General features: G+C 66.3%; 28 protein-coding genes. 21 read left to right on the plus strand and 7 right to left on the minus strand.

Annotation, left to right across the window (positions count from 1 at the left end; genetic code table 11):
• Together CH249_RS24990 and CH249_RS24995 are read right to left on the minus strand one after the other, a co-directional pair.
• On the minus strand, nucleotides 1-888 hold an 888-nt coding region (locus CH249_RS24990; protein ID WP_143544578.1), incomplete at its 3' end, for a DUF222 domain-containing protein.
• A gap of 79 nt (nucleotides 889-967) precedes the next feature.
• Entirely contained in the window at nucleotides 968-1,951 is a 984-nt protein-coding gene (locus CH249_RS24995) for a LysR family transcriptional regulator (RefSeq protein WP_094629241.1), read from the minus strand.
• A gap of 78 nt (nucleotides 1,952-2,029) precedes the next feature.
• Here CH249_RS24995 and CH249_RS25000 point away from each other — a divergent pair, with 78 nt between their 5' ends.
• Complete coding sequence (locus CH249_RS25000; RefSeq protein WP_032394347.1) at nucleotides 2,030-2,446, plus strand: DUF5997 family protein; 417 nt, start codon at nucleotides 2,030-2,032, stop codon at nucleotides 2,444-2,446.
• Here CH249_RS25000 and CH249_RS25005 read toward each other — a convergent pair.
• From CH249_RS25005 to rhtB, 3 genes are read right to left on the minus strand one after another with little or no spacing between them, the layout of a single operon-like run.
• Nucleotides 2,443-2,826, minus strand: a complete 384-nt coding sequence (locus CH249_RS25005; RefSeq protein WP_045194964.1) for a YchJ family protein — start codon at nucleotides 2,824-2,826, stop codon at nucleotides 2,443-2,445. The two genes, CH249_RS25000 and CH249_RS25005, sit on opposite strands and share 4 nt — an antisense overlap.
• A complete protein-coding gene (locus CH249_RS28105) occupies nucleotides 2,823-2,984 on the minus strand; it encodes a hypothetical protein (protein ID WP_179274311.1) in 162 nt (53 codons plus the stop codon). Before CH249_RS28105 ends, CH249_RS25005 begins: the two co-directional genes overlap by 4 nt.
• The gene (gene rhtB, locus CH249_RS25010; RefSeq protein WP_032394345.1) at nucleotides 2,981-3,607 is read right to left on the minus strand and encodes a homoserine/homoserine lactone efflux protein; all 627 of its coding nucleotides are present in this window, start codon (nucleotides 3,605-3,607) and stop codon (nucleotides 2,981-2,983) included. The genes CH249_RS28105 and rhtB overlap by 4 nt, the downstream gene beginning before the upstream one ends.
• Nucleotides 3,608-3,688: 81 nt before the next feature.
• Here rhtB and CH249_RS25015 point away from each other — a divergent pair, with 81 nt between their 5' ends.
• The 12 genes from CH249_RS25015 (at nucleotide 3,689) to hisI (ending at nucleotide 12,662) form a co-directional block, all read left to right on the plus strand.
• Nucleotides 3,689-4,156, plus strand: a complete 468-nt coding sequence (locus tag CH249_RS25015; protein WP_032394344.1) for an SRPBCC family protein — start codon at nucleotides 3,689-3,691, stop codon at nucleotides 4,154-4,156.
• Between the two features lie 21 nt (nucleotides 4,157-4,177).
• Nucleotides 4,178-4,696 carry a DinB family protein gene (locus CH249_RS25020; protein ID WP_094682332.1) on the plus strand — a complete coding sequence of 173 codons (519 nt, stop codon included), beginning with the start codon at nucleotides 4,178-4,180 and terminating at the stop codon, nucleotides 4,694-4,696.
• 89 nt (nucleotides 4,697-4,785) lie between these two features.
• Nucleotides 4,786-6,138: a histidinol dehydrogenase gene (gene hisD, locus CH249_RS25025; RefSeq protein ID WP_094647753.1), complete on the plus strand. Its 1,353-nt coding sequence runs from the start codon at nucleotides 4,786-4,788 to the stop codon at nucleotides 6,136-6,138.
• On the plus strand, nucleotides 6,135-7,265 hold the full coding sequence (locus tag CH249_RS25030) for a histidinol-phosphate transaminase (RefSeq protein WP_094682333.1): 1,131 nt from the start codon (nucleotides 6,135-6,137) through the stop codon (nucleotides 7,263-7,265). Before hisD ends, CH249_RS25030 begins: the two co-directional genes overlap by 4 nt.
• Entirely contained in the window at nucleotides 7,262-7,885 is a 624-nt protein-coding gene (gene hisB / locus CH249_RS25035; protein ID WP_032394340.1) for an imidazoleglycerol-phosphate dehydratase HisB, read from the plus strand. Before CH249_RS25030 ends, hisB begins: the two co-directional genes overlap by 4 nt.
• Nucleotides 7,886-7,946: 61 nt before the next feature.
• Nucleotides 7,947-9,065 (plus strand): MFS transporter, encoded by a 1,119-nt coding sequence (locus tag CH249_RS25040; protein ID WP_094682349.1) that lies wholly within the window; start codon nucleotides 7,947-7,949, stop codon nucleotides 9,063-9,065.
• Nucleotides 9,062-9,691 (plus strand): imidazole glycerol phosphate synthase subunit HisH, encoded by a 630-nt coding sequence (hisH, locus tag CH249_RS25045; protein ID WP_094629248.1) that lies wholly within the window; start codon nucleotides 9,062-9,064, stop codon nucleotides 9,689-9,691. The genes CH249_RS25040 and hisH overlap by 4 nt, the downstream gene beginning before the upstream one ends.
• Nucleotides 9,688-9,894 carry a hypothetical protein gene (locus tag CH249_RS25050; RefSeq protein WP_032394338.1) on the plus strand — a complete coding sequence of 69 codons (207 nt, stop codon included), beginning with the start codon at nucleotides 9,688-9,690 and terminating at the stop codon, nucleotides 9,892-9,894. Before hisH ends, CH249_RS25050 begins: the two co-directional genes overlap by 4 nt.
• Before the next feature lie 56 nt (nucleotides 9,895-9,950).
• The gene (gene priA / locus CH249_RS25055; protein ID WP_032394337.1) at nucleotides 9,951-10,685 is read left to right on the plus strand and encodes a bifunctional 1-(5-phosphoribosyl)-5-((5-phosphoribosylamino)methylideneamino)imidazole-4-carboxamide isomerase/phosphoribosylanthranilate isomerase PriA; all 735 of its coding nucleotides are present in this window, start codon (nucleotides 9,951-9,953) and stop codon (nucleotides 10,683-10,685) included.
• A 7-nt stretch (nucleotides 10,686-10,692) separates the two neighbouring features.
• The gene (locus tag CH249_RS25060) at nucleotides 10,693-11,523 is read left to right on the plus strand and encodes an inositol monophosphatase family protein (protein ID WP_032394336.1); all 831 of its coding nucleotides are present in this window, start codon (nucleotides 10,693-10,695) and stop codon (nucleotides 11,521-11,523) included.
• Complete coding sequence (hisF, locus tag CH249_RS25065) at nucleotides 11,520-12,293, plus strand: imidazole glycerol phosphate synthase subunit HisF (RefSeq protein ID WP_032394335.1); 774 nt, start codon at nucleotides 11,520-11,522, stop codon at nucleotides 12,291-12,293. The genes CH249_RS25060 and hisF overlap by 4 nt, the downstream gene beginning before the upstream one ends.
• Nucleotides 12,294-12,308: 15 nt before the next feature.
• Complete coding sequence (gene hisI / locus CH249_RS25070) at nucleotides 12,309-12,662, plus strand: phosphoribosyl-AMP cyclohydrolase (RefSeq protein WP_094629249.1); 354 nt, start codon at nucleotides 12,309-12,311, stop codon at nucleotides 12,660-12,662.
• Here the strand turns inward: hisI and CH249_RS25075 are convergent.
• Both CH249_RS25075 and CH249_RS25080 read right to left on the minus strand, forming a co-directional pair.
• Nucleotides 12,653-13,159 carry a MarR family winged helix-turn-helix transcriptional regulator gene (locus CH249_RS25075; RefSeq protein ID WP_094629250.1) on the minus strand — a complete coding sequence of 169 codons (507 nt, stop codon included), beginning with the start codon at nucleotides 13,157-13,159 and terminating at the stop codon, nucleotides 12,653-12,655. The two genes, hisI and CH249_RS25075, sit on opposite strands and share 10 nt — an antisense overlap.
• A 183-nt stretch (nucleotides 13,160-13,342) precedes the next feature.
• Complete coding sequence (locus tag CH249_RS25080; RefSeq protein ID WP_094629251.1) at nucleotides 13,343-13,804, minus strand: peroxiredoxin; 462 nt, start codon at nucleotides 13,802-13,804, stop codon at nucleotides 13,343-13,345.
• 56 nt (nucleotides 13,805-13,860) lie between these two features.
• Between CH249_RS25080 and CH249_RS25085 the strand changes: the two genes are divergently transcribed.
• The 8 genes from CH249_RS25085 (at nucleotide 13,861) to CH249_RS28785 (ending at nucleotide 21,770) form a co-directional block, all read left to right on the plus strand.
• Nucleotides 13,861-15,429, plus strand: a complete 1,569-nt coding sequence (locus CH249_RS25085) for an anthranilate synthase component I (RefSeq protein ID WP_045194974.1) — start codon at nucleotides 13,861-13,863, stop codon at nucleotides 15,427-15,429.
• On the plus strand, nucleotides 15,426-16,091 hold the full coding sequence (locus CH249_RS25090) for a TIGR02234 family membrane protein (protein WP_094629252.1): 666 nt from the start codon (nucleotides 15,426-15,428) through the stop codon (nucleotides 16,089-16,091). Before CH249_RS25085 ends, CH249_RS25090 begins: the two co-directional genes overlap by 4 nt.
• Nucleotides 16,092-16,170: 79 nt before the next feature.
• Nucleotides 16,171-16,980, plus strand: coding sequence for an indole-3-glycerol phosphate synthase TrpC (gene trpC / locus CH249_RS25095; protein ID WP_032394329.1), 810 nt, complete (start codon nucleotides 16,171-16,173; stop codon nucleotides 16,978-16,980).
• Between the two features lie 134 nt (nucleotides 16,981-17,114).
• Nucleotides 17,115-18,386 (plus strand): tryptophan synthase subunit beta, encoded by a 1,272-nt coding sequence (gene trpB / locus CH249_RS25100; protein ID WP_045199662.1) that lies wholly within the window; start codon nucleotides 17,115-17,117, stop codon nucleotides 18,384-18,386.
• Nucleotides 18,383-19,186 (plus strand): tryptophan synthase subunit alpha, encoded by an 804-nt coding sequence (gene trpA, locus CH249_RS25105; protein WP_032394328.1) that lies wholly within the window; start codon nucleotides 18,383-18,385, stop codon nucleotides 19,184-19,186. The genes trpB and trpA overlap by 4 nt, the downstream gene beginning before the upstream one ends.
• Nucleotides 19,183-20,205 (plus strand): prolipoprotein diacylglyceryl transferase, encoded by a 1,023-nt coding sequence (gene lgt / locus CH249_RS25110; RefSeq protein ID WP_094629253.1) that lies wholly within the window; start codon nucleotides 19,183-19,185, stop codon nucleotides 20,203-20,205. Before trpA ends, lgt begins: the two co-directional genes overlap by 4 nt.
• On the plus strand, nucleotides 20,198-21,094 hold the full coding sequence (locus CH249_RS25115; protein ID WP_032394326.1) for a TM2 domain-containing protein: 897 nt from the start codon (nucleotides 20,198-20,200) through the stop codon (nucleotides 21,092-21,094). The genes lgt and CH249_RS25115 overlap by 8 nt, the downstream gene beginning before the upstream one ends.
• 40 nt (nucleotides 21,095-21,134) lie before the next feature.
• The gene (locus tag CH249_RS28785) at nucleotides 21,135-21,770 is read left to right on the plus strand and encodes an NINE protein (protein ID WP_052683711.1); all 636 of its coding nucleotides are present in this window, start codon (nucleotides 21,135-21,137) and stop codon (nucleotides 21,768-21,770) included.
• Nucleotides 21,771-21,774 lie beyond the last annotated feature (4 nt).

Below are 21,774 nucleotides of genomic sequence, written 5' to 3' on the forward strand. Positions count from 1 at the left end.
TTCGGCTGCTGCAGGATCGGGACGCGCACCGTCGCTCGCAGCGGCAGGGCTCGTGCTGTCCTTGCCGCCGGTCTCGTCGTGGATGATCGATGTCGGGTCGGCGGGGTTGTTCACTCCCGGTTTCGCGGCTTTGGAGAACAAGGCTTCGAGGTAGGCGCGTAGCTCGGGGTCCACGCAGAATTTTCCTTCGGACATTCCGTCGGCACCCTGCTCACCGAGGTAGAAGAACGCATCCCGCCGCTTCCGTGGCCTCGGCTTTCCGTCTTCGTCTTCGTCGTGGTCGCCGTCGGGGTTGAGGATCGAGTCCAAATGCGCGACGACCGGCGCGAAGTCGTCGGGCCGGAACTTCTTCGCCTCTGTCACCAATTGCTGTTCGGCGAGATCGCGGGTCTGCGGATCGACACTCGAGGGGAGATGTCTGAAGAATTCGCGGATCATCTGCACATGCTTGGCATCGAGCAACCCCGCCCGCAGTGCTTCGGCAGTTCGCGGCAGCAACGGCGGCAGGACTTCCCCCGAGAACGCAGTCCGGTCACCCAACTCGGCAGCCAGACGCACCCGAGCTCCTGCTGCTCGTGGGGTGATCCGCAGCATCCACGCCACCGACGACGGCACCGATCCCGGATACACATCGAGGCCGTGCTGAGAGATCAGCTCGTTGAGCCAGGTGTACGAGTACGCGGTCAGGGATCTCGTCGCCGTTTCCATCCGTTGGATCACCGCGCGCCGGTCCGCGTTCGACCACGCTACCGACGACTGTTCCGCCAACTCCGCGACCGAGGACTCGACCCGGTCGACCAGTGCCGACAGTTCGGGATCGGACACCTCAGGGGCGGGCGGCACCGTCTCGATGCCGTCCACCCCTGATCCGCCGTCCCCCGAAAGCATGCACTAAATCTATCGCGACCCACCGACACACTTTCGAACACACGTTCTCATGGATTCGGGGCGGAGCGAGATGCAGACGTCAGCGACGCTTCCCGCTGCGTCGGGCGTTCGTCTTCGTCTTGGCAACGGGGCGAGCGGGTTTGGAGGGGTGCGCTTTCTTCTTCTTGACCGGTGCTTCGTCCGACGGTCCGCGTGAACTGCGGGTCGAGCGGCCGCGGACGATACCGATGAATTCCTCGATGCGGTCGTCCTCGCGTTCGGCGACCCAGGCCAGTGCAATCTGTGACTGCTCGACATCGGTCACCGGGCGGTAGACGAGGTCCTTGCGGGCATTGAATCGTGCGACCGAGTGCGGCACGATCGCCACCCCGAGCCCGGCGGCCACGTACTCGAACGTCTCGGCAACGGAATTCATCGGCGGCAGTTCCGGTCGACTCCCGGACACGAGTTCGGTTGCCACCGCTGCCCATTCGGGCACGGTCGCTGGTTCGGCGAGCAGATGCTCGTCGGCGAGATCGGTCGCGGTGACCGAATCGAATGCGGCGACCGCGTGGTCTTTCGGGACCACCACCACCTGCACTTCCTGGTACAGACCGATCGCGTTGAGCCCATCGCGATCGATCGGCGGACGAACGAAGCTCACATCGACCGTTCCGTCGCGCAGGGCCGACACCTGTGTCTGCGGCGTCGTCGCCACCACGGACAGCGTGACGTCGGGGAACCGATCCGCCCAGATGCGTGTCCACTTCGTCAGCGTCACGCCTTCGGCGTATCCGATGGTGAAGGTCGTCGGCTCTGCCGCAGCGACCTGCGCGAGTTCCGAGAGCCGATCGTCCTCGGCGATCTCCACCAGGGCTCGCTCGAGCAGATCGCGGCCTTCCGCGGTGAGCTCGGTGGGGGATGCCCCGGGCACGAACAGGTCGACGCCGAGCTGTTCCTCGAGTTCCACGATCGTCTTGCTCAAGCGGATCCGCGAAATTCCGAGCGACCGAGCAGCGCGCGCGAAATGCAGTTGCTGCGCCACCGCCGCGTACCAGCGCAGTGTCTGCACATCGATGTTCACGATGTCGAGCCTATGGGACGAGGAGGGCAGTGAGGGACGGTGGCGTCGAGAGCGCCGGCGGCCGGATAAGCTGGTCCGGTGAGCCCGGAGAACAAACAGCAGACCATGAAGCCATTGACCGCGGCGAACAAGCTCGGCATCTACCTTCCCGCAGCACCCGAAGAATTCCAGAACTCGATGATCAGCCGGTCCGACCTGGACGCACTGCGCAGCGATCCGCCGCAGTGGTTGACCGACCTGCAGACCAACGGCCCCTTCCCCCGCGACGTCATCGCCAAGAAGCTCGGCGTGTCCATCGCGGGGCTGGCCCGCGGCGGTGTCACCGAAGCGCTGACCACCGAGGCAATCGACGAACTCGTCGCCAGCCCGCCCCAGTGGCTCGTTCGCGAGCGTCGCACCCAGATTCAGGTGCGCAAGGATGCCGAACGCATCAAGGAAAAGCAGGAAGCGCGTCGCACCTCGGGCAACCGACCGACCAAGCTGCGCAACCTCTAACGCGAGACGATCCCGTCGAGGTAGCGCCACCGGCCGTCGATGCGGGCGAAGCGGCTGACCTCACTCATCGAGCCCGCCCCGTCGGGATGCTTGTACCGAGCTCGGAACTCGACCGTTCCCGCGTCGTCGAACATGCCACCGGCGTCGGTTGCGAGAATGTCGAGTCGATACCACCGCTGGTCGGGGTCCAATTCCAGCTCGGCCGGTGCGGTGTCGGGATGCCACGACGCGCGGAGATAGGCCACATCGCCGACGGCGAACGCGGTGAATCGCGATCGCATCAGCTTCTCCGCCGTCGGCGCGCTCGCATCCCCGCGCAGATACGGCTCGCAACAGGCATCGAACGTGTCACCACTCGAACACGGACACCGTCCGCTCACTCGTCGACAACTTCGACGGAATAGGTGCCCAGTTCGTGCTCGTCCCGTTTGCCGACGTCCTGGATCCAGGTGTTGGCCTCCAGAAGCGTGTCGAACAGTCCCAGTGGAATCGGATCGCCGCCGAGGGCATTCTTCATGATCACGCGATATTTTCTCACGGAGTCACCCGCCGGACGGTCGCCAGAAACGTTGCGGCGGCAAAGAACAGCCCGGCGAACGTGCGATTCATCGTCTTCTGTTGACGCTGGGATTTCATCAAGCGCAACACCCGCGACGCCAGCGAGGTGTACCCCGTCATCACGAGCATGTCGACCGCGACCATCGTGGCGGCGATCAGCAGGTACTGGACGACGAGAGGCCGTGTCGGATCGAGGAACTGGGGGAGCACCGCGACCATGAAGACGACAGCTTTCGGGTTGCTGGCGTTGACGAGGAAGCCTCGGGCGAGCATCGTCGTGCCACGGTCGGCTACTGCCGGGGCGTCGGCGACCTCGGTCGGGGCTGCCCGCCACTGTCGAACTCCGAGGTAGACCAGGTATGCGACGCCGAACCATTTGATGACGGAGAAGGCCAGCGTCGAGCTCGCCAAGACGGCTCCCAGTCCGACGGCGACGACGCCGATCTGAATCAGCAGACCGATCTGCAGCCCGAAGATGTTCCAGTATCCGCGGCGCAGGCCGTAGCGGAGCCCGGTGGACATCGACGCGATGGCACCGGCACCGGGGGAGAGACTGATGACGATGCTCGCGCCGAGAAAGGCGAGCCACACTGACCAGGACATGGGTTCATTGAACTACGGCCGTCAACTCCGATTCGGCCCGGTAGGTGTGTCGAACCGGGCGCTGTGGGGTAGACCGCGGACATGGCAGACATCAGAACCATCGACACAGGCCCGCAGCACGTCACCCGTCAGACCGAGGTGCGGGCACCGGCGTCCGAACTGTTCGACATGGTGGCCGATCCGAAGCGGCACGGCGAGCTCGACGGATCCGGCACCGTCAAGGACACTGTGCGCGGCCCCGATCGACTCAGCACCGGTGCGAAATTCTCCGTCGGCATGAAGCAGTACGGCGTGCCCTACAAGATCACCAGCACCGTCACCGAGTTCGTCGACGCCGATCGGCACAAGGTCGTCGAGTGGCAGCATCCGATGGGGCACAGCTGGCGCTGGGAGTTCGAGGAGAAGCAGCCGGGCCTGACCACGGTCACCGAGAGCTTCAAGTACGGCACCGCCAAGGTCCCGAAAATGCTCGAGCTGTTCAAGATGCCGCAGAAGAACGCGCAGGGCATCACGAGCACGCTGCACAACCTCGCTGCTCGCTACGCCTGACCCGAATCTATTCTGACCGGCATGCCGATCGATCCCGATACCAAGAACTGGACCTGGGTACTCGAGCGAGCGTGCCCGGACTGCGGGTTCGACTCGAGCGCCGTCGTGTACGACGACATCCCGGACCTCATCCGCGCCGACGTCGAGCGTTGGGAGGCGGTGCTGCAGCGCGACGACGCAGCACTGCGCCCCGACGACTCGACGTGGTCCGCACTCGAGTACGCCGCGCACGTACGTGACGCGCACCGCATCTTCCGCACCCGGCTGGCGTTGGTGTTGGCCGAAGACGATCCCGAGTTCGCCAACTGGGACCAGGACGCCACGGCGCTGGCCGAGAACTACAACGCCCAGGACCCAGCGAAGGTGGCATCCGAACTCGGTGACGCTGCGCGCGCCCTCGCGGACGATTTCGCTGCCGTTCCGCCGGAGAACCGGCAGCGGACCGGTCGACGAAGTGATGGATCGAACTTCTCGGTCGAGTCACTGGCCGCCTACTACATTCACGACCCCATCCATCATCTGTGGGACGTGCGGGGCTGATCCGAATTCGGTGGAACTATCCTGGGTGTTCGAACCACACTGTTTCGACCGAACCCCGGCACCGAACCGACTTCACGAAGGGGCCCACTATGCCTGCCCGCATCGAGCTCGCCCGCGTCGATCTACGCGGACGAACTCCATCCACCGCCGAACTACGCGGCGCACTTCCCCGAGGCGGAGTGGATGTCGATTCGGTGCTGCATCAGGTTCGCCCTGTCGTCGACGCCGTCCGAGAACGCGGCACCGAGGCTGCGCTCGAGTTCAGCGAGAAGTTCGACGGCGTCCGGCCGGATCGCGTTCGCGTTCCGCAGGAAGAGCTGGTCAAGGCCCTCGCCGAGCTCGATTCGGATGTTCGAGCCGCCCTCGAGGTCGCCATCGAACGAACCCGTCTGGTGCACTCCGATCAGCGCCGAACCGACCACACCACACAGGTGGTGCCCGGCGGCACGGTGACCGAACGCTGGATCCCTGTCGATCGCGTCGGGTTGTACGTGCCCGGCGGTAACGCCGTGTATCCGTCGTCGGTCGTGATGAACGTGGTGCCCGCGCAGATCGCAGGCGTCGGATCTCTGGTGGTGGCGTCGCCGCCGCAGAAGAACTTCGGCGGACTGCCGCACCCGACGATCTTGGCCGCGGCCCAGCTGCTCGGCGTCGACGAGGTCTGGGCGGTCGGCGGCGGCCAGGGTGTCGCGCTGCTCACCTACGGCGGCGTCGACACCGACGGCGGCGAGTTGGCACCGGTCGATCTCATCACCGGTCCCGGCAACATCTACGTCACCGCCGCCAAACGACTGTGCCGCTCGCTCGTCGGAATCGACTCCGAGGCAGGGCCGACCGAGATCGCGATCCTCGCCGACGCCACCGCGGACCCCGTTCACGTGGCAGCTGACCTCATCAGCCAGGCCGAACACGACGTCATGGCGGCCAGCGTGTTGGTCACCGACAGCATCGAACTGGCCGATGCCGTGGACCAGGCCGTCAACGCACAGATGGCATCGACGCGGCACGCCGAGCGGGTGGCCACCGCGCTGAACGGCAGCCAGTCCGGCATCGTGCTGGTCGACGACGTCACGCAGGGATTGGCCGTGGTCAACGCCTACGCCGCCGAGCACCTCGAGATCCAGACGAAGGACGCATCCGACGTCGCAGCCCGGGTGCGCAGCGCCGGTGCCGTGTTCGTCGGAGCGTGGTCGCCGGTGAGCCTCGGCGACTACTGCGCCGGTTCCAATCACGTACTGCCGACGGCAGGATGCGCGCGCCACTCGTCCGGCCTGAGTGTGCAGACGTTCCTTCGCGGTATCCACGTGGTCGACTACAGCGAAGCCGCCCTGAAAGACGTCGCGGCGCATGTCATTGCGCTCGCCAACGCCGAGGATCTACCGGCCCACGGCGAGGCGGTGCGGCTGCGGTTCGAAGGGTTGCGTACCGGTGATGCGTCATGAGTGATGCTTTGGGACGGTCGATCTCGCTGAACGACCTCCCGCTGCGCGAGGCGCTGATCGGCAAATCACCCTACGGCGCGCCGCAGCTCACCGTGCCGGTTCAGTTGAACACCAACGAAAATCCGCACCCGCCGACGCAGGCATTGATCGACGATGTAGCCGACTCCGTTCGACTCGCCGCCGGGCAGCTGCATCGCTACCCCGATCGCGATGCCGAAGCGCTGCGGGCCGACCTGGCTCGATACCTCACCGAGCAGACCGGCTTCGCCGTCGACACCGCCAACGTGTGGGCGGCCAACGGCTCCAACGAGATTCTGCAGCAGTTGCTCCAGGCCTTCGGGGGACCGGATCGCACCGCGCTCGGATTCGTGCCGTCGTACTCGATGCACCCGATCATCTCCTCCGGGACGCAGACCGAATGGATTCCGGCCAAGCGTCGGGCAGATTTCTCTCTGGACGTCGACTACGCCGTCGGTGCGATCGAAGAACGCAGGCCCGACGTCGTGTTCGTCACCAGCCCCAACAATCCGACGGGCCACAGCATCGACGAGGCGGATCTACGCCGAATCCTCGATGCCGCACCGGGAATCGTGGTGGTCGACGAGGCCTACGCGGAATTCTCCTCCGCTCCCAGCGCCATCGGGTTGATCGAGAGCTACCCCGGCAAGATCGTGGTCAGCCGAACCATGAGCAAGGCGTTCGCGTTCGCCGGTGGTCGGTTGGGATATCTGGTGGCTGCCCCGGCCGTCGTCGACGCAATGTTGTTGGTGCGCTTGCCCTATCACCTCTCGGTCGTCACGCAGGCGGCTGCACGAGCGGCGTTGCGGCACGCCTCGGACACTCTCGGGAGCGTGGCCGAGCTCTCCGCCGAACGAGATCGGGTGGCAGCGGCTCTGGGAGACCAGGGTTACGAGGTGGTGCCGTCCGACGCCAACTTCCTGCTCTTCGGCCGGTTCGCCGATGCGGCCGCGACCTGGCAGCGGTACCTGGACGACGGCGTGCTCATCCGGGACGTCGGGATTCCCGGCTATCTGCGCGTCACCATCGGATTGGCGCACGAGAACGACCGATTCCTCACCGTCAGCGCAGCACTCGCATCGACCGAAACAGCAGAGGCACCGAAGTGACCACACCCGCTCCCCGCATCGCCAAGATCGAGCGCACCACCAAGGAATCCGACATCTCGGTGGAGCTGAACCTCGACGGCACCGGCATCGTCGACATCTCCACCGGTGTGCCGTTCTACGACCACATGCTCACCGCGCTCGGAACCCACGCTCGGTTCGACCTGACCGTGCGGGCGAAGGGCGACATCGAGATCGAGGCGCACCACACCGTCGAGGACACCGCGATCGTGCTCGGCCAGGCTCTCGGCCAGGCCCTCGGTGACAAGGCCGGCATCACTCGGTTCGGCGATTCGTTCATCCCGATGGACGAAACACTGGTGCATGCGGCGGTCGACGTGTCCGGTCGTCCGTACTGCGTGCACACCGGTGAGCCCGATTACATGGTGCACTCCGTCATCGGCGGCTACCCGGGCGTTCCGTACTCCACGGTGATCAACAAGCACGTGTTCGAGACGCTGGCGTCGAACGCTCGGATCGCGCTGCACGTGCGGGTGATCTACGGCCGGGATCAGCATCACATCACCGAGGCCGAGTTCAAGGCCGTGGCTCGGGCATTGCGCCAGGCCACCGAGTACGACCCTCGCGTGACCGGTGTGCTGTCCACCAAGGGAAGTCTGTGACCGGTCGATCGGCGCTCGTGCGTTGAACGGCCTGAGCTCCGTCCGTGGTCTTCCGGCCGCGATGGCGATGGGCGCGGCATCGTTCGGCGGCTGGGGATTACTGCTCCCGGTGGTTCCCCTCGCGGTGTCCCAGTCCGGATCATCGGACGCGGTGGCAGCGGCCAGCACCGCGATCTTCATGGCCACGACGGTGATCACTCAGCTGTTCGTGCCGAGCATGTTGATGCGAGTCGGCCACCGCGCGGTTCTGGCCGCCGGGTGTCTGCTTCTCGGGTTGCCCGCCCTGCTGTTCATCGTCTCCGTCGATGCCGTACCGGCGCTGGCGGTGTCCGCGCTGCGGGGCACCGGTTTCGGAATGTTGACGGTTGCCGGCGCGGCCATCGTCGCCGAGCTCGCTCCGACAGCGCTGCTCGGCCGGGCCACGGGTGCGCAGGGGATCGCCGTCGCTCTGGCTCAGATGGTCACGCTGCCACTGGGTCTGGTTATTTTCGCGGCGAGTCCGACGGCCGTGTTCGTACTCGGTGCTCTCGTGCCCGCCGCAGGCCTGATCGGCGTCGCGCTCCTGCCGCCCACCCGACCCGCCCCGCAGCCGCCCAGAATCGAGCGAGTTCGCCTCGACAAGCGCCGATTCCTGGTGCCTTGTCTCGTCGTGGCCTCGGTGTCGGCGGCCTACGGGGGAATCACCAGTCTGTTGCCGATCGCCGAATCGAACCGAGCTGCGATGATCGGACTCGCACTGGCCGTCGTCAGTGCCTCGATGCTCGTCGGGCGTTACGCCGCGGGGTCGGTGGCCGACCGCATCGGAATAGGACGCTCGGTGTTTCCGGCGTTGGTGTCGGCGGCAATCGGTATCGCTCTGTTCGCGATCGCCGCGCTCGGCGGCATGCCCGCTGCGCTGTTCTTCGTCGCAGCCGTCCTGTTCGGAATCGGGTACGGCGCGTGCCAGAACGACAGTCTCGTGATGGCGTTCGACGCAGCCGGTCCGGCCCGATACAGCAGCGCGAGCGCCGTCTGGAACATCAGTTTCGACGCGGGAACCGGGGCGGGCGCACTCGCCCTCGGTGTCCTGGCGACGAGTGTGGGTTACACCGCGGGATTCGCCGCAGCAGCAACGGCGGTGGTCGCAGTCGCGGCGGTGGCGCTCGTCGCGAGACCACGCCCCGATAGACTTCCCGCATGACTTCTGTGGTGTTGCTCGATTACGGCTCGGGCAATCTGCACTCGGCGAAGCGGGCTCTCGCCCGAGTCGGTGCCGATGTGACCGTGACCTCGGACTTCGACGAGGCACTGAATGCAGAAGCGCTGGTCGTTCCCGGTGTCGGTGCATTCGCCGCCTGCATGGAAGGGCTGCTGGCGGTGAAAGGCGAGCGCATCATCGGGCGACGCCTGGCGGGCGGTCGCCCCGTCCTCGGCATCTGTGTCGGAATGCAGATCCTCTTCGACCGCGGGGTCGAGTTCGGGGTCGAGGCCGACGGGTGCGGGGAGTGGCCGGGAACGGTCGAGCGCTTGCAGGCCGAGGTGCTGCCCCACATGGGATGGAACACCGTCGAGGCACCGGAGAAGAGCGTGCTGTTCGACGGCATCGATCCCGACACCCGGTTCTACTTCGTGCACTCCTACGCCGCGCAACAGTGGGAGCTCGAACCCAGCGACACCATCGCCGCCCCGTTGCTCACCTGGGCCGATCACGGCGGCCGGTTCCTCGCCGCGGTCGAGAACGGCGCTCTCTCGGCCACCCAGTTCCACCCGGAGAAGTCCGGCGACGCCGGGGCCGCGCTGCTCGAGAACTGGGTCCGATCGGTGTGAGCGACCGCGAGTTCTCACTGGGTCGCTTGGCGGTTCGCGCACTCGGTGCGGCTGTGGCCGTGCTGGCCATCGCGACGGCACTGATCGCTGTGCTGCAGCCGAGTGCCGGGGTGGGCTTGGTCATCGCATTGGCCGGTGTGGTCGGCGCGATCGCGGCGATGGGTGTGGTGTCCACGCGCATGACGCGCAAGGAACTCCGGTAGGACCACAGGCGACCCGTTTTGAGTTCACGGACGCTCGGCCCGTAGCATAACCGCACGTGAGCCTGGTCTTATTGCCTGCTGTCGATGTCGCAGGCGGCGAAGCTGTCCGTCTCGTTCAAGGAGAAGCCGGAAGCGAAACGAAGTACGGGTCGCCCCGTGACGCGGCCCTCGCGTGGCAGAACGACGGTGCCGAGTGGGTCCATCTGGTGGATCTCGACGCTGCGTTCGGACGCGGATCCAACCGCGAGCTGCTGGCGTCGGTCGTCGGCGAGCTCGACGTCCAGGTGGAGCTGTCCGGCGGAATTCGCGACGACGAGTCGCTGCGCGCGGCGCTGGCGACCGGTTGTGCGCGAGTCAATCTCGGCACCGCAGCGCTCGAGGATCCGCAGTGGTGCTCCCGCGCGATCGGCGAGTTCGGTGATCGCGTCGCCGTCGGTCTGGACGTGCTGATCGTCGACGGCGCACCGCGGTTGCGCGGCCGCGGCTGGGTGAGCGACGGCGGCGATCTGTGGGAGGTTCTGGAGCGGCTCGAGCGCGACGGGTGCTCGCGCTACGTCGTCACCGACGTGACCAAGGACGGCACGTTGACCGGGCCCAACCTCGAACTGCTCGCCGACGTGTGCGCCAAGACCGACAAGCCGGTCATCGCATCGGGCGGCGTGTCCACGATTGCCGACCTGGAAGCGATCGCCGGACTGGTCGACCGCGGTGTCGAAGGTTCCATCGTCGGAAAGGCTCTGTACGCCGGACGTTTCACGCTTCCGGACGCTCTCGCTGCGGTGTCTCGGTAACGCAGGAATGACCCTTCCCGAGGAACCGACTCGTCTGCTCGAGATCGCCGGAGGTCTGCTCGACGGCATCCACGATCGGTTCGTCGCCGGCGTCGGCGCACCGAGTGCAGTGCAGAAGGGCCCCGACGACTTCGCCACCGCAGTGGATCTGGAGCTCGAGCGGCGGCTCGGTGCGGAATTGCACGAAGCCACCGGAATCGCTGTTCACGGTGAGGAGTTCGGGGGACCGGATCTGAACTCGGGACTCGTCTGGGTGCTGGACCCGATCGACGGCACCTTCAACTATTCGTCGGGATTGCCGTCGGCCGGAACGTTGTTGGCGTTGCTCGACGATGGCGAGCCGATCCTCGGGCTCACGTGGCTGCCGTTGGTGGACCAGCGTTTCGCCGCTGTGGCAGGCGGCCCCCTGTTGCTCAACGGTGCCGCACTTCCGGCGCTGCAGCCGAAAGCATTGCGCGAGTCCATGATCGGGTTCGGTGCGTTCAATGTGGCCAGCCGCGGTTCGCTGCCGGGTCGGTTCCGATTCCGCATCCTCGAAGAGCTGTCGATGCATTCCTCGCGACTGCGGATGCACGGTGCCACCGGAGTCGATCTCGCCTACACCGCCAGCGGAGTTCTCGGCGGCGCGGTGGTCTTCGGGCACCGGGCCTGGGACAACGCAGCCGGCGCACTGCTGGTACGCGCGGCAGGCGGAATCGTCACCGACCTCGCGGGCGAACCCTGGACGGTCGACTCGGCGTCGGTGCTCGCAGCCGGACCGGGAGTGCACGAAGAATTGCTGAAGGTGATCACCGAACTCGGTGATCCAGTCGACTACCTGGAAGGACCGGTGCGATGAGCGTCGCGGTCAGAGTGATCCCGTGCCTCGACGTCGACGCCGGACGCGTCGTCAAGGGAGTGAACTTCGAGAACCTCCGCGACGCAGGCGATCCCGTCGAGCTCGCGGCCGCCTACGACGCGCAGGGGGCCGACGAGCTGACCTTCCTCGACGTCACCGCGTCGACGTCGGACCGAGGCACGATGCTCGACGTCGTGAGCCGCACCGCCGAGCAGGTGTTCATCCCGCTCACCGTCGGCGGGGGAGTGCGCACCGTCGCCGACGTGGATCGACTGCTGCGAGCCGGGGCGGACAAGGTCAGTGTCAACACCGCAGCGATCGCGCGACCGGAACTGCTGCGTGAACTGAGCGAACGATTCGGTTCGCAGTGCATCGTGCTCTCGGTCGATGCACGAACCGTTCCCGACGGTCAGCAGGACACCCCGTCGGGCTGGGAGGTCACCACCCACGGCGGCAAACGCGGCACCGGCATCGATGCCGTCGAATGGGCAGTACGGGGAGCGGAATTGGGCGTCGGTGAGATCCTGCTCAATTCGATGGACGCCGACGGAACCAAAGCCGGATTCGATCTGCCGATGATCGCCGCCGTCCGGAGCGCGGTGCACGTGCCGGTGATCGCCAGTGGCGGAGCAGGCGCCGTGGAACACTTTTCGCCGGCAGTGCACGCCGGCGCGGACGCGGTTCTCGCCGCGAGCGTGTTCCATTTCGGTGATCTCACCATCGGCCAGGTCAAGGATGCGATGCGTGCCGAACGCATCGTCGTCCGATAGCGAAGAGGATTTCCGATGACACTCGACCCGAGTCTGTCCGCGCGGCTCAAGCGCAACGAGGCCGGACTGTTCAGCGCCGTCGTGCAGGAACGGTCGACCGGTCAGGTACTCATGGTGGCCTGGATGGACGACGAGGCGCTGGCACGAACCCTCGAAACCCGCAAGGGCACTTACTATTCCAGGTCCAGGCAGCAGTACTGGATCAAGGGTGAGACGTCGGGTCACACGCAGTACGTGCACGAGGTTCGACTCGACTGCGACGGTGACACCGTGCTCCTGGTCGTCGACCAGGTCGGCGCGGCGTGCCACACCGGCACGCACACCTGCTTCGATGCCGACGTCCTGTTGGGCCCAGACCCTCAGGCGTGACCGGTTCCGGCCGCGATTCCCTTGTCCAACTGCGTCAGCAGAGTCGAGCTCAGGGTCGCGAGCTGCTCGACCTCCGCGTCCGAGAGCCCCTCGAACACCAGTGACTGCACCGTGCCGACGTGCCCCGGTGCCGATTCCACGACCTTCGCCATGCCTGCGTCGGTCAGCACCGCATAGGACCCGCGGCTACCCGGGATCGACTCGCGCCGCACCCAACCGGCCTTCTCGAGCTTGGTCACCACGTGCGAGAGGCGCGAGAGCGACGCGTTCGCGTACTCGGCGAGGTCGCGGAGCTGGATCCGTCGCTGCGGATTCTCGCTGACCGTCGCGAGGACGAAGTAGTCGAAGTGGGTCAGCTGCGAATCGCGCTGCAGCTGAGCATCCAACGCTGCTGGAAGTCGAGTGACCAGGGCGACGAGCGACCGCCAGGCCTCCTGTTGACTCTCGGTGAGCCAACGGGGATCCACCGTGTGTTGCGGTGTCGCCGACGTGTCCATCCCAGGGAACCTCTCGATCTCTCGGTCGTTGCTGCAGGCTCCGATGATCTGTCTCGGTCGTTCCTGCAGGCTCCACTCCTATCCGTGGGTCGTTCCTGCAGGCTCCACTCCTGCCCAGATAGTTGTGGTCTGCACATGATGCCTCGAGGTTCCCCCACCCGAGGCATCGCGTCGGACAGTGCTCTAGGTGCGATGTGCCCGCAGGTAGTCGAGAGCCTTGTCTGCGTGGGCCTCGAACCGGACCTCGCTCGAGAAGGTCTCGAGGACCTTCCTGTCGGTGCCGATGACGAACGTCGCACGCTTGACCGGGGAGAGCTTGGCCAGCAGACCACGCTTGACGCCGAACGCGGTGGCGACGGTGCCGTCCTCGTCGGACAGCAGCGGGTAGTCGAAGGACTTGGCGGCGGCGAACTCTGCCTGCTTCGCGACCGCATCGGCGCTGATGCCGACCCGGGTGGCACCGACCTCGGCGAACTCGGACGCCAGGTCCCGGAAATGGCACGCCTCGGCGGTGCAGCCGGGGGTGAAGGCAGCGGGGTAGAAGAACAGCACCACCGGACCGTCCGCCAGCAATTCGGTCAGCGTTCGGGTCTCTCCGGTCTGGTCCGGCAGGGAAAAATCGGGAACGAGCTCGCCTGGTTTCATGCTCGGCAGGTTACCGCGAGCGCCGACGCTCGTGCCGAACCTGGGAGGATGGTGGCATGCACGGCGAGACGACCACCGACCCCAGCCCCACTCCCGACACCGAGAACTCGGACTCGACGACCTCGCGTGAGGTGTTCCGGCATCTCGCCGCCGAGCACCGCGTGGTGCCGGTGACGCGAAAAGTGCTCGCCGACTCCGAGACCCCGCTGTCGGCGTACCGCAAGCTCGGTGCCGACCGACCCGGAACCTTCCTGCTCGAGTCCGCACAGAACGGCAGTTCGTGGTCCAGGTGGTCGTTCATCGGTGCAGGCTCTCCGGCGTCGCTCACCGTCATCGACGGTGAGGCCGCATGGCGCGGCAACGTTCCTGCAGGGGTGCCGAGCGGCGGCGATCCTCTCGAAGTGCTGGCGCGGACTCTGGAGCTGTTGCACTCGGAGCGGCTGCCAGGTCTGCCTCCGTTGACCGGCGGCATGGTCGGTTACCTCGGATACGACTCGGTGCGGCGCATCGAGAAGCTGCCCGAGCATGCGCAGGACGATCTCGGTGTTCCGGAGTTGGTCATGCTGCTCGCGACCGATCTCGCGGCCGTCGACCATCACGAGGGCGCGATCACCTTGATCGCGAACGCGGTCAACTGGAACGGCACCGACGAGCATGTGGACGAGGCGTACGACGACGCGGTGCGCAGATTGGATCGCATGTGCGCAGACCTGTCGAAGCCCGCCGCCTCCACCGTCTCCACCGTGTCCAGGCCGAAGCCGCAGTTCCGGAGGCAGCGCACGTCCGAGGGCTTCGGTGCCGACGTCGCTCGCCTGGTGGAGGAGATCGAAGCAGGTGAGGCGTTCCAGGTGGTTCTCTCCCAACGTTTCGAGATGGACACCGATGCGTCACCGCTGGACGTCTACCGGATGCTGCGGGCCTCGAATCCGAGCCCGTACATGTACCTGATGCACGTACCGGGGGAGAACGACGAGACGGCCTTCTCCATCGTCGGATCGAGCCCCGAGGCATTGGTGACGGTGGTCGACGGTCTCGCCACCACGCATCCGATCGCGGGCACGCGGTGGCGAGGCACCTCCGAGGAGGAGGATGTGCTGCTCGAGAAGGATCTGCTGGCCGACGAGAAGGAGAACGCCGAGCACCTGATGCTCGTCGATCTGGGCCGCAACGATCTCGGGCGAGTCTGCGCTCCCGGCACCGTGCGAGTGAGCGATTACCGCCACATCGAGCGATACAGCCACGTCATGCACCTGGTGTCGACGGTCACCGGACGGTTGGCCGAGGGCAAGCGTGCCCTCGACGCGGTCAAGGCCTGCTTCCCGGCAGGCACCCTGTCCGGGGCACCGAAGGTGCGCGCGATGGAACTGATCGACGAACTGGAGCCGACCCGACGCGGCATCTACGGCGGCATCGTCGGCTACCTCGATTTCGCGGGAGACGCCGACACGGCGATCTCGATTCGCACCGCACTGATCAAGGACGGCACCGCCTACGTTCAGGCCGGGGCAGGCGTCGTGGCCGACTCGGTTGCGGAGTACGAGGACGACGAGGCGCGGAACAAGGCGATGGCGGTGCTGGGAGCCGTCGCCGCTGCGGAGTCGCTCCGTGAGGTCGGCGGCCGATGACCGAGCGATCCAATCGCCGCGGGTCGGCCGCTCTGCCCGTCGCCCTTCTGGTCGTTGCTGCCGTGTGCCTGTGGGGCGCGTCGAGGATGACGTGGGTTCGGGTGACGTCGTTCGACGGGCTGGGGGAGAGCCGAACCGACGACCTGCTCGGCAGCACCTGGGCCGCTGCCACGACCCCCCTGGCACTGGTGTTGGTGGCGGCGATCGCCGCCTCGTTCGCCGTGCGGGGGTGGGCCTCGCGGGTGCTGGCCCTGCTGATCGCCGTGGTGGCCGTGGCGGCCGCGATTCCGGCAGTTCGATTGCTCACTGCCGGGGCGTCCGATTCGGAGTCCGCGGCGCTGGCTGAGCTTCCGGCCCGCGCCCAGGTGTCGATGACGGACGTGTCGGTTCTGCCCGCGATCGTCACCCTCGTCGGTGCACTCTGCGCCTTCGCTGCGGCTGTGGTGTCGATTCGGAAAACGTTTGCCACGCAGGTACTCTCGTCCAAGTACGACGCCCCGGCGGTGCGTCGTGACGAGGTTGCTCGTCGTGCGCGCAGCAGTGCCTCCGGTGCCGGTGTGCAGGACGAGGGCGAGGACCTCACCGAACGCATGATGTGGGACGCGCTCGACGCCGGCGAAGACCCTACCGACGAGTCCGGTACCCGGCGTTCGTCGGATTGAATCGGCCCTCTACGCTAGATCCGACCCCGATGAGATTCCTCACATCGGACGTCGACGCTCAGAAAGGACTGGGGGCACCATGACTGTTCTCGACTCGATTCTCGACGGTGTGCGAGCCGACGTGGCCGCGCGTGAATCGGTGGTCGATTTCGCCGCCGTGAAAGCAGCAGCGAAGGCAGCACCGGCCCCCCTCGACGCGGCAGCTGCCCTCCGTGAGGACGGCATCGGCGTCATCGCCGAGGTGAAACGAGCGAGCCCGTCCAAGGGGGCGTTGGCCGACATCGGTGATCCGGCCGTTCTGGCCCGCGCGTACGAGCAGGGCGGCGCGCGCATCATCAGTGTTCTCACCGAGGAACGTCGCTTCCACGGGTCTCTGGCAGACCTCGATGCCGTGCGTGCCGCGGTGTCGATTCCCGTGCTGCGCAAGGACTTCATCGTCGGCCCCTATCAGATCCACGAGGCTCGGGCCCACGGTGCCGACGTCATCCTGCTGATCGTCGCGGCGCTGGAGCAGGATGCGTTGGCGTCCTTGCTCGACCGCACCGAGTCGCTGGGCATGACGGCGCTGGTCGAGGTGCACACCGAGGCCGAGGCGGACCGCGCCCTCGAGGCCGGTGCCAGCGTGATCGGCATCAATGCCCGCAATCTGAAGACGCTCGAGATCGATCGTGACAGCTTCGGCCGTATCGCTCCCGGGTTGCCCAGCGAGGTCATTCGTATCGCGGAGTCCGGAGTGCGTGGCACGGCGGATCTGCTCGCCTACGCCGGTGCAGGTGCCGACGCGGTACTGGTCGGCGAGGGCTTGGTCACCGCAGGAGATCCGCGTACGGCCGTCTCGGACCTGGTGACGGCGGGCACGCATCCGTCGTGCCCCAAGCCCGCACGCTGACCCTGCACCGCTGACCCGGCACCCGACCCGAACGCGGCGGCGGTCCGCCGTTGGGGCACACTGGACCGGTGAGCACCAGCAATTCTTCTTCCATCACGGACGCCCCGCAGGCAGTCCGTTTCAAGGGCGCTGATCTGCCGCAGAGCAGCATCGGCCTCACCGATCGCAGCGCGCACGAGCCCGATGTGGGCGGCCATTTCGGTGTCTACGGCGGCAGATTCGTGCCCGAGGCACTGATGGGCGTGATCGAGGAAGTCACCGCCGAGTACGAGAAGGTGCGCAGCGACAACGAGTTCCTCGGTGAACTCGACCGACTGCAGCGCGATTACACCGGTCGCCCCTCGCCGGTCTTCGAGGCGACGCGGTTGTCCGAGCACGCAGGCGGCGCTCGGATTCTCCTCAAGCGAGAAGACCTCAACCACACCGGTTCTCACAAGATCAACAACGTGCTCGGACAGGTGCTCCTGGCCAAGCGTATGGGCAAGACACGGATCATCGCCGAGACCGGCGCGGGCCAGCACGGGGTGGCCACCGCCACGGCGTGCGCGCTCCTCGGGCTCGAGTGTGTCGTGTACATGGGCGAGGTCGACACCGAACGGCAGGCCCTCAACGTCGCTCGGATGCGTCTGCTCGGATCCAGTGTCGTGGCCGTGAAGTCCGGATCGCGCACCCTCAAGGACGCCATCAACGAGGCGCTGCGCGACTGGGTCACGAACGCGGACAACACGTACTACTGCTTCGGCACCGTCGCCGGGCCACACCCCTTCCCGGTCATGGTGCGCGATTTCCAGCGCATCATCGGCCTCGAAGCGCGGCAGCAGGTGCTCGCGTCCACGGGTCGGCTGCCCGACGCCATCGCCGCCTGCGTCGGCGGTGGCTCCAACGCAATCGGCATCTTCCACGCCTTCATCGACGACGCCGATGTTCGGCTGATCGGCTTCGAGGCGGCGGGTGACGGTGTCGAGACCGGCCGCCACGCTGCGACGATCAGTGGTGGAACTCCGGGAGCCCTGCACGGTGCGTACTCCTACCTGCTGCAGGACGAGGACGGTCAGACCGTCGAATCTCATTCCATCTCAGCGGGATTGGACTACCCGGGCGTCGGTCCCGAGCACTCGTACCTGCACGACATCGGTCGGGCCGAGTACCGCGGCATCACCGATACCGAAGCCATGAACGCCTTCAAGCTGCTGTGCCGCACCGAAGGCATCATCCCGGCCATCGAGTCCTCGCACGCCATCGCAGGCGCGCTCACCCTCGGCAAGGAGTTGGGCAAGGACGCGATCATCCTGGTCAACCTCTCCGGCCGCGGCGACAAGGACGTCGACACCGCAGCCGAATGGTTCGGTCTGATCGACGGAGACGGCGAAGCGAACGTGGACGACGAAGCAGGTATCAAGCCATGAGCAACAACGACTCCCGCCTCTCGGGGACCTTCGCGCAGTGCCGTGCCGAAGGGCGCGCAGCACTCGTCGGATACCTCCCGGCAGGATTTCCGACGGTGCCGCGATCGGTCGAGGTGTTCAAGACAATGGTCGACGCCGGATGCGACATCGTCGAGGTGGGCATCCCGTACTCCGATCCGGTGATGGACGGCCCCACGATCCAGGCCGCGGCCGATGTCGCGCTGCGAGCCGGGGCCCGAGTCAAGGACGTCTTCGCCGTCACCGAGCAGGTCGCTGCAGCGGGCGGCCGAGCGGTGGTCATGACCTACTGGAACCTGGTCCTCAAGTACGGCATCGAGAACTTCGCGCGCGACCTCGCGAGTGCGGGTGGGCTCGGGATCATCACACCGGATCTCATTCCCGACGAGGCTCAGGAATGGATCGAGGTCTCGAACCGGTACGAACTCGACCGAATCTTCCTCGTCGCCCCGTCGTCCACCGAGGAGCGGCTGGTCAGCACCGTCGAAGCCAGTAGCGGCTTCGTGTACGCGGCCTCGACGATGGGCGTCACCGGTGCCCGCGACGCGGTGTCCTCGATGGCCCCCGCACTCTCGGCACGCATCCGTCAACACTCCGACATTCCCATCGGCGTGGGTCTGGGAGTGCGCTCGGGTGCCCAGGCCGCCGAGATCGCCCGCTACGCCGACGCCGTGATCGTCGGTTCGGCATTGGTCAGTGCCGTCGACAAGGGACTCGACGCCGTGCGCGACCTGACGACGGAACTCGCCGAGGGTGTCCGTTCGGCTAACGTAGCGTCGTGACTTCGACCGCGATCCTGGCCTACATTCCCAGTCCGCCGCAGGGGGTGTGGCACGTCGGACCGCTGGCTCTTCGGGCCTACGCCCTGTTCATCATCATCGGCATCGTCGTTGCCGTCGTGTGGGGTGATCGCCGCTGGGTGGCCAGAGGTGGAACCAAGGGAACAGTCCTCGACGTCGCGGTCTGGGCCGTCCCGTTCGGCCTGCTGGGCGGGCGTCTGTACCACGTGGCAACCGACTGGAAGACGTATTTCGGTCCCGGCGGAAACCCGGTCGAAGCGTTGTACGTCTGGAACGGCGGGCTGGGAATCTGGGGAGCGGTGTTCCTGGGCGGCGTCGGTGCCTGGATCGCGTGCCGTCGACGCGGGATTCCGCTGCCGGCGTTCGGTGACGCAGTCGGTCCTCCGATTCTGCTGGCCCAGGCGATCGGCCGCATCGGCAACTACTTCAATCAGGAACTGTACGGACGCGCCACCACCCAGCCGTGGGGCCTGGAGATCTACGAACGGGTCGACTCCGACGGACGGCTCGATCCACTCAACGGGATCTCGACCGGATTCGTGGAAAAAGTGGTGCACCCGACGTTCCTGTACGAGCTGTTGTGGAGCGTCGCGGTCGTGGTGCTTCTGGTTCTCGTCGACCGCAAGTACACGATCGGCCACGGTCGACTGTTCGCGCTGTACGTGGCCGGATACTGCGCCGGACGGTTCTGGGTGGAACTCATGCGCGACGATTTCGCCACGACGATCGCCGGTATACGCATCAACACCTTCACCTCCGCCATCATCTTCGTTCTGGCGCTCGCGTACTTCGTGATCGCCACCAAGGGCCGTGAAGATCCGGCGACGCTGAAATCGAACGACGACGTGGATCGCGAGACCTCTTCCGAGGACACCGCATCGGATGCAGAAGGTTCGCGTTCGGCACCGATCGACAGCACCACGGACGCAAGCACCGTCGACGCGCAGCCCGGTCCGGCGTCCGACAAGAAAGCCGAGGAAGAAGGCAGTACGCGTGGTTGATTTCGACAAGACCCCTCAGCCCGACCCCGAACCGGATTCCACAGCCGATTCGAGCGACAACGGGTCGAATCCGACCGCGTCGTTCGGTACGCCTTTCGATTACGACGCCACCGCCGAAGCGTCGCTCTCGGAGCCGCCGGGGACGTCGGAGTCCGCGCCCTCGCACGGTCCGACCGGTCCCACGGGCCCGGGGTGGGACACGTACTCGGGTATCGGAAACGGCCCCGGTTGGTCCAGCACGCCGAGCTACCCGGCACCGAGCCCGGACGGCAGTACCGACAACCCGCTCGGTGGATTTCCGGCACCCCCCGGCTACCCGCAGCAGGGGTACGGCCAGCAGCAGAGTTACGGTCAGCAGGGCTACCAGCAGCAGAATCACGGCCATCAGGGCTATCCGCAACCGAATTACGGGCAGCAGGGTTACCCGCAGCAGGGCTATCCGCAGCCGAACTACGGGCAGCAGGGTTACCAACAGCAGGGCTACCCGCAGCCGAATTACGCGCAGCAGGGCTACCAACAGCAGGGATACGGCCAGCAGGGATATGGCGTACCCGTCGGCTATCCGGGTGGATCCGCATTCGGCGTCGGCCCGGATGCACCGTACGGGCGCGATCCGGTGACCGGCGTGCCGCTGTCGGACAAGTCGAAGATCGTCGGCGGATTGCTGCAGCTGTTTCTCGGTTGGTTGGGAGTCGGCCGCTTCTACATCGGAAGTATCGGGATCGGCGTCGCGCAGTTGCTCTTGTTCTTCTTCGGATTTCTCCTCACGGCGGTGTTCGGCCTCGGAGTGATTCTGCTTCTGGGGCTCTTCGTATGGCACGTGGTCGACGGCGTCCTGATACTGGTGGGCAATGTGACCGATGCTCAGGGGCGAAAACTGAGAGACTGATGCCCTTGCTGGTAGTGCATCGGGAGTAAGGGAGTTCGACGTGAGTGAATCGGGTACATCGTCATCGGACGGATCCCCGGGCGACGGATCCACTCCGTCGGAGCCGACCATCTCGTTCGAGAAGGGCTCTCCCGCAGGTTCGGGTCCCGTATACGGGGCTCCCGACCCGAACTACAGCGCTCCGAACTACAGCGCTCCGAGCCACGGCACTCCCGATGCCGACGATCGGGGGCAGTTCGGACCTCCCCCCGGTGCCGGTTACCCACCACCATCGGATGGTTCCGGTCAGTACGGTGCGCCGCCGCCCCCGCCGTATGAGGGCGGGCAGTACGGCGCTCCCCAATACGGTGGTCCCCAATACGGCGCTCCCCAATACGGTGGTCCCCAGTACGCAGGCGGGCCCGGATACATGGACCCGATGGCTCCGTACGGTCGGCACCCGGTCACCGGTGAGCCGTTCTCCGACAAGCAGAAGCTGACGGCCGGTCTGCTCGGCATTCTGTTGGGCGCGTTCGGAGCCGGGCGCTTCTATCTCAACCAGCCGGGCATGGCGGTTGCGCAGATCGCCGTCACGTGGCTCACCTGCGGTATCGGCGGAATCTGGCCGTTGATCGACGGCATCATGATGCTCACCGGCAGCGTCCGTGATCAGCACGGTCGGCCGTTGCGCGACTGACCAT

The sequence above is a fragment of the Rhodococcus sp. 05-2255-3B1 genome, assembly GCF_002258545.1.
Classification (GTDB): Bacteria; Actinomycetota; Actinomycetes; order Mycobacteriales; family Mycobacteriaceae; genus Rhodococcoides.

Coding starts and splice junctions, on each gene's coding strand:
- CH249_RS25075 (WP_094629250.1), bottom strand. CDS start 13,159: ATGGACACGTCGGCGACACCGCAACACACGGTGGATCCCCGTTGGCTC.
- CH249_RS25015 (WP_032394344.1), top strand. CDS start 3,689: ATGGCAGACATCAGAACCATCGACACAGGCCCGCAGCACGTCACCCGT.
- CH249_RS25060 (WP_032394336.1), top strand. CDS start 10,693: ATGACCCTTCCCGAGGAACCGACTCGTCTGCTCGAGATCGCCGGAGGT.
- hisF (WP_032394335.1), top strand. CDS start 11,520: ATGAGCGTCGCGGTCAGAGTGATCCCGTGCCTCGACGTCGACGCCGGA.
- hisI (WP_094629249.1), top strand. CDS start 12,309: ATGACACTCGACCCGAGTCTGTCCGCGCGGCTCAAGCGCAACGAGGCC.
- hisH (WP_094629248.1), top strand. CDS start 9,062: ATGACTTCTGTGGTGTTGCTCGATTACGGCTCGGGCAATCTGCACTCG.
- hisD (WP_094647753.1), top strand. CDS start 4,786: ATGCCTGCCCGCATCGAGCTCGCCCGCGTCGATCTACGCGGACGAACT.
- CH249_RS25040 (WP_094682349.1), top strand. CDS start 7,947: ATGGCGATGGGCGCGGCATCGTTCGGCGGCTGGGGATTACTGCTCCCG.
- CH249_RS25030 (WP_094682333.1), top strand. CDS start 6,135: ATGAGTGATGCTTTGGGACGGTCGATCTCGCTGAACGACCTCCCGCTG.
- CH249_RS25085 (WP_045194974.1), top strand. CDS start 13,861: ATGCACGGCGAGACGACCACCGACCCCAGCCCCACTCCCGACACCGAG.
- CH249_RS25080 (WP_094629251.1), bottom strand. CDS start 13,804: ATGAAACCAGGCGAGCTCGTTCCCGATTTTTCCCTGCCGGACCAGACC.
- trpC (WP_032394329.1), top strand. CDS start 16,171: ATGACTGTTCTCGACTCGATTCTCGACGGTGTGCGAGCCGACGTGGCC.
- trpA (WP_032394328.1), top strand. CDS start 18,383: ATGAGCAACAACGACTCCCGCCTCTCGGGGACCTTCGCGCAGTGCCGT.
- CH249_RS25020 (WP_094682332.1), top strand. CDS start 4,178: ATGCCGATCGATCCCGATACCAAGAACTGGACCTGGGTACTCGAGCGA.
- rhtB (WP_032394345.1), bottom strand. CDS start 3,607: ATGTCCTGGTCAGTGTGGCTCGCCTTTCTCGGCGCGAGCATCGTCATC.
- CH249_RS25090 (WP_094629252.1), top strand. CDS start 15,426: ATGACCGAGCGATCCAATCGCCGCGGGTCGGCCGCTCTGCCCGTCGCC.